Here is a 5,518-nt window from a genome sequence, read left to right as displayed (position 1 = left end):
AAGAAGAGCCAGAGCTTGAAGAAGAGCCAGAGCTTGAAGAAGAGCCAGAGCTTTACGATGAGCCAGAACTTGGAGAAGAGCCTGAACTTGCAGAAGAGCCTAAGCTTGAAGAAGAGTCAGAACTTATAGATGTAACGGTTGATGATTTTTCAGACACATCAGAGTCGCTTCTTGATCCTGAAGATGCACTTGAAGAATATACAGATGATACTTTAAAGAGCGTTGATGAGCTTTTAAGTGAGCTACAACAGGCCACTGATGACGACTATATAGAAACACCTGATTGGTCTTTAGATGAGCTTGATGATGATCTTGAAGAAATAGAAGTTGATCTTGGTGACGATCCGCTAGCGGGCGACGATGACTCAGATCTTACTGAAATTGAAGAGCAGCTTGATAGCGAGCTTGTAACGCCAAGTGAAGAGTTGGATGAATATCCTGAACTTGAATTAGACGATGATCAATCATTATTAGAGAATGAGCCTTCGTTTGAGTCGCAAGAGCTTAAAGGAGATGCATCGGGTGATGAAAATGCAGTAGCACTTAGTCAAACAGAGAAAGATCTCGCAAATGCGCTTATGGCAGATGGTGATTTAGATAGTTTAGAAGATGATTTTGATGATGAACTATTAATTGATAATGACTTCTCTGAATTAGAAACTGAAACGGAGATTGAAGATGAGTCACTTGATGATGATTTACTTCAAGAAATTAATAATGAGGTTGATTCTGTTGAACCACCAAGTATTGAAGATGACATCAAACCTCTTAACCTTGATGAAGTTCAAGAAACATTAGAAAGTGAGTTGCCATTTACCCCTGAAGAATTACAAGGGGATGATTTAGATGGTGAGGCACTGGGAGTCGCTTCCAGCCAAGCTGAGCAAGATTTAGCAAACGCACTTATGGCAGATGCTGATTTAGATAGTTTAGAAAATGATTTTGATGATGAGATTTTAATTGAAAATGATTTTTCTGAATTAGATGCTGAATTTGACGAAGATAGTTTAGAGCAAGCGCTAACTGATGAGTTATCAGACGAATCGCAAGAGCAAACAAATGCAGAGCGCGAAGCACATTTAACAAGCTTAGAAGAAGTGGGTAGCACTGATATTAGCTCTGATGACGAACTTGATGAAGAGTTTATGTCGAATTTGACGCAAACTGATTTTGATTCATTACTTAGTGAGTTAGCAGAGCCTGAAGACTTAAGTGTTGATGACAGCAGTGAATTTGATGTTGACTTTGACAGCTTGCTAAAAGAAGACTTAGAGACAGATGATTCATTAACTACAAAAGAGTCACTTGTTGAAAGTAGTGATGTTGAGCAACTTGATAATGACGAATTTGTAGATATTGATTCATTATTAGAAGAAAGTGACGACGCTGAACTTGAACACGAACCTTACACCGACGTTAATATGGATGTCGGTTTGAGTGAGTTTGATGCATTACTTGCAGGTGATAACACAACGGATGTTGATGCTGAAAGTGGTGGCTACTCAGCTAAACTTGATTTAGCGCGTGCTTATATTGAAATTGATGATTTTGATTCTGCGCTTAAAGTTATTGAGGATGTCATTAACAAAGGTCCTGAAGAAGTTCAAGAGGAAGCACTTAGCTTAAAAGCTAAACTAAAATAATTAAAATGTTTATAAGAACCCGTATCTAGCTTAGCTAAATACGGGTTTTTTTATGTGTATTGGTTTGATTACGACAGGTCTCCTTTTATTGCATCGTTAGATAGCATAAAATGCCTCGTTCATTAGCACAGTAGGTAAAACGGTAATTATGCGAGTAGCACTTGGAGTTGAATACAACGGCGCACGTTATAGTGGTTGGCAGCGTCAATCACATGTAAATAGCGTACAGCAAGAAGTAGAAAAAGCGTTGTCGCGTATTTGTAATCATCCTGTTGAAGTTATATGTGCAGGGCGTACAGATGCTGGTGTGCACGGTACAGGCCAAGTAATACACTTTGAAACGCAAGCCGATCGCGATATGGTCGCATTTACACTAGGTATGAATACTTTAATGCCTAAAGATATTGCTATTCGCTTTGCCCAACCGGTTGCTGATGACTTTCATGCCCGTTTTAGTGCTACAGCTCGTCGTTATCGCTATGTTATTTATAACTCCCCCCTACGAGGTGCGGTATTAAACGAGGGGGTTACGCATTTTCATCATCATCTTGATGAAACAAAGATGCAAGAGGCGTGTCAGTACTTAATAGGTAAACACGATTTCACCTCTTTTAGAGCGATACATTGCCAAGCGAATACACCGACAAGAACAATTCATCATCTGTCGGTACAGCGCCAAGGTACTTACGTTATTATTGATATTAAAGCGAATGCATTTTTACATCACATGGTACGTAATATCACAGGCAGCTTAATGGATGTTGGTTTACATAAACAACAACCTATATGGATAAAAGAGCTACTTGATTGTAAAGAACGCGCAAAGGCCAGTGCTACCGCTAAGGCTGCTGGTTTGTATTTAGTGGATGTTGACTACCCTGAGCAATTTAATATTCCTCAAACACCTTTAGGCCCTTTATTTTTGCCTGATATAGATGTGGTATAAGTACTTTTTATAAGCACTTTTAACTACTAAGACCAGTTTTTTATACCGCGTTAGTGTAATTCATGTTTTAATTGAAAAAATTTGTCTGCTAATTGCTATTAGCAGGCTCGCGACACAGAACAGTATTAAGAGAGTTGCAAATGAGTTGGCTAGAAAAAATCTTACCTAAAACGACAAAATCATCAGGTCGTAAAGAAATCCCAGAAGGTGTTTGGGCTAAGTGTACATCGTGTGATTCAATTTTATATAAAGCTGAATTAGAAAAGTCATTAAACGTATGTCCTAAGTGTGACCATCACATGCGTGTTAGTGGCCGTAAGCGCCTAGAGCACTTTTTAGATGAAGGTGATCGTCAAGAGCTTGGTACACAACATGAGCCTAAAGACATTCTTAAGTTTAAAGATTCTAAAAAGTACTCTGACCGTATCAGTGCAGCGCAAAAAGCAAGTGGTGAAAAAGATGCACTTGTAGCTATGAAAGGCCGATTAAAAGGTATTCCAGTGGCAGCGGTAGCATTTGAGTTCTCATTTATGGGTGGTTCAATGGCTTCTGTTGTTGGCGCTCGCTTTGTTGATGCTGTTGATCAATGTTTAGAGCATAACATGCCGCTTATTTGTTTTTCAGCATCAGGCGGAGCACGTATGCAAGAAGCGCTTATGTCGCTTATGCAAATGGCTAAAACAAGTGCTGCACTTGCAAAAATGACGGAAAAAGGTCTTCCATTTATTTCAGTAATGACCGACCCAACAATGGGTGGTGTATCTGCATCACTTGCTATGCTGGGTGATATTAACGTTGCTGAACCTAAAGCGTTAATTGGTTTTGCTGGTCCTCGTGTTATTGAGCAGACTGTTCGCGAAACATTACCAGAAGGTTTTCAGCGTAGTGAATTTTTGCTAGAACATGGTGCAATTGACATGATTATTGACCGCCGTGAAATGCGCGATACCCTTGCACGCATTTTAGCTAAATTTATGAACTTGCCTTCTACGGAACAAGAGCATAGAGTAGCGTAAATTTCAGCTTTACTGATTACACGCTATGACAAAAACAATTCCTAGCCAATCATCAAGCCTTGATGATTGGCTTTTTTATTTAGAAAGTGTTCACCCAGCTAACATTGCAATGGGCTTAGAACGAGTTGCTAATGTTGCCAATAATATTGGCCTTTTAAACACTCCAAGTAAAATTATTCTTATTGCCGGTACAAACGGTAAGGGCACCACTGCACGTTGCTTAGAGTCGCTACTACTAGCGCAAGGTTTTAGCGTGGGTACTTACGCATCACCTCATTTAATTCGTTATAACGAGCGTGTACGAGTTAATGGCGAAGAACTGGCAGACCAATTTCATATAGATGCTTTTCACCAGCTTGAGCAAGGCCGTAAAGACACTCCTCTGACTTATTTTGAATATGGAACTTTGGGTGCGTTGGCAATTTTTAAACGCTGTAAGGTCGATTATGTATTACTAGAGGTTGGTCTAGGCGGGCGCTTTGATGCTACAAATATAGTAACTCCCTTTGCAAGTGTGATCACCACTATCGATTTAGATCATAAAGAGTACCTAGGTGATACGCGAGAGTTAGTGGCTTATGACAAAGCCGGTATTTTTCGTGAAAACACGCCTGCTATTATAGGGGATTTAAATATTCCTCACACAATGACTGATTATGGCAAAGAAATTAATGCCAATATGACGTTGTCGGGCAGTGACTTTATTTTCAAAGAAAATGCTGAGAGCTTTAATTGGCAATATCAAGAACATAATTTTGTAATAGATAAGCCAGCAATACCGTGTCAAAATGCAGCAACTGCGTTAACTGCGCTAAGTGTTTTAAGCTTATTACCTAGTGAGCAAGTCATACGAAGTTGCCTCGCTAATTTAGTTGTAGAAGGGCGGTTTCAGCAGTTAAGCGCTGAGCCTTTAGTCTTTACCGATGTAGCACATAACCCTGAGTCGGCGCGTTATTTAGCCAATAAGTTATCAAGCTATAAAGATAAAGGCTTTAAAATTCATGCATTAGCCGCTATGCTTGCTGATAAAGATAAAGTGGGTGTACTTAAAGAAGTAAGTCACTTGGTCGATGAGTGGTCATTAGCGAGCTTAAGTGGTCCGCGAGGCGACACTGCAAGTAATTTACAAAATGCGCTGCAGGGTATATCTCATCATAATACTATCAATAGCTATGATAGTGTGGCACAGGCACTGAGTGTAATTTTACCAAAACAACAAAGTGATACTATGTTGATTGTATTTGGTTCATTTTTTACAGTGGCCGGCGCTATTAATTACTTTAAAAAATAGAGAGGATGTCGGTGAACTCAAGTTTTATTAATCGCTTAGTCGGAACAAGTATAGTAGTGATCGCAGCAATTGTGTTTATCCCTAATATACTCGATGGCGAAAAAGTGCATTATAAAGAGGGCTTTAAAGCGATACCTGATCGCCCTGAGTTCAAAACAATCGATCTTCAAGAGTCAATTGATGAAAACATGGCTAATGCTGAGCCACTAAAACAAGATGAAATTGAAGATATTCAAGCTGACGATGAAGCTTTTGAGCAGCAAAACGCTATGGATGAGAGTGACTACGCTGTAGAGAATAAAGTTGTTGAAGCGACTATTGAACCCAAAGCAACACCGATCACTAAGGCACCTGTTCAGGCTAAACCAAAACCTATTGCGCCTCGTAAAAGTGATGAAAACCTAACAAGTATGGCTTACGTTATTCAATTAGGTAGTTTTTCACATGTTGCAAATGTAAAAGCATTACAGGCTAAATTAAAAGTTGAAGGGTTTAAAACGTTTACTAAACCGATTAAAACCCCAAATGGGACGTTAACCAAGGTATTTGTTGGTCCTTCGCTTGATAAAAATGAATTACAAAAGACAGCTTCCCCACGCTGAAAGAGCTTACTAAATTAAAT

Annotated in this window: 4 protein-coding genes and 1 pseudogene; all 5 read left to right on the top strand. The window is 39.3% G+C overall.

Going from position 1 to position 5,518, the window contains the following annotated elements:
- Positions 1-1,643, top strand: a 1,643-nt coding sequence (locus tag P20429_RS19645) for a FimV/HubP family polar landmark protein (RefSeq protein WP_033026889.1), incomplete at its 5' end; no start/stop codon positions are given.
- A 148-nt stretch (positions 1,644-1,791) separates the two neighbouring features.
- Positions 1,792-2,589, top strand: coding sequence for a tRNA pseudouridine(38-40) synthase TruA (gene truA, locus P20429_RS07960; RefSeq protein ID WP_007584098.1), 798 nt, complete (start codon positions 1,792-1,794; stop codon positions 2,587-2,589).
- Between the two features lie 140 nt (positions 2,590-2,729).
- On the top strand, positions 2,730-3,605 hold the full coding sequence (gene accD, locus P20429_RS07965) for an acetyl-CoA carboxylase, carboxyltransferase subunit beta (protein ID WP_007376856.1): 876 nt from the start codon (positions 2,730-2,732) through the stop codon (positions 3,603-3,605).
- A 25-nt stretch (positions 3,606-3,630) separates the two neighbouring features.
- Positions 3,631-4,896, top strand: coding sequence for a bifunctional tetrahydrofolate synthase/dihydrofolate synthase (gene folC, locus P20429_RS07970; protein ID WP_007584097.1), 1,266 nt, complete (start codon positions 3,631-3,633; stop codon positions 4,894-4,896).
- 11 nt (positions 4,897-4,907) lie between these two features.
- Positions 4,908-5,518, top strand: a pseudogene (locus P20429_RS07975) (SPOR domain-containing protein); the annotation flags it as partial.

Source organism: Pseudoalteromonas sp. BSi20429 (genome assembly GCF_000238895.1).
Taxonomy (GTDB): domain Bacteria; phylum Pseudomonadota; class Gammaproteobacteria; order Enterobacterales; family Alteromonadaceae; genus Pseudoalteromonas; species Pseudoalteromonas arctica.
This window is presented reverse-complemented; position numbering and strand designations above follow the sequence as displayed.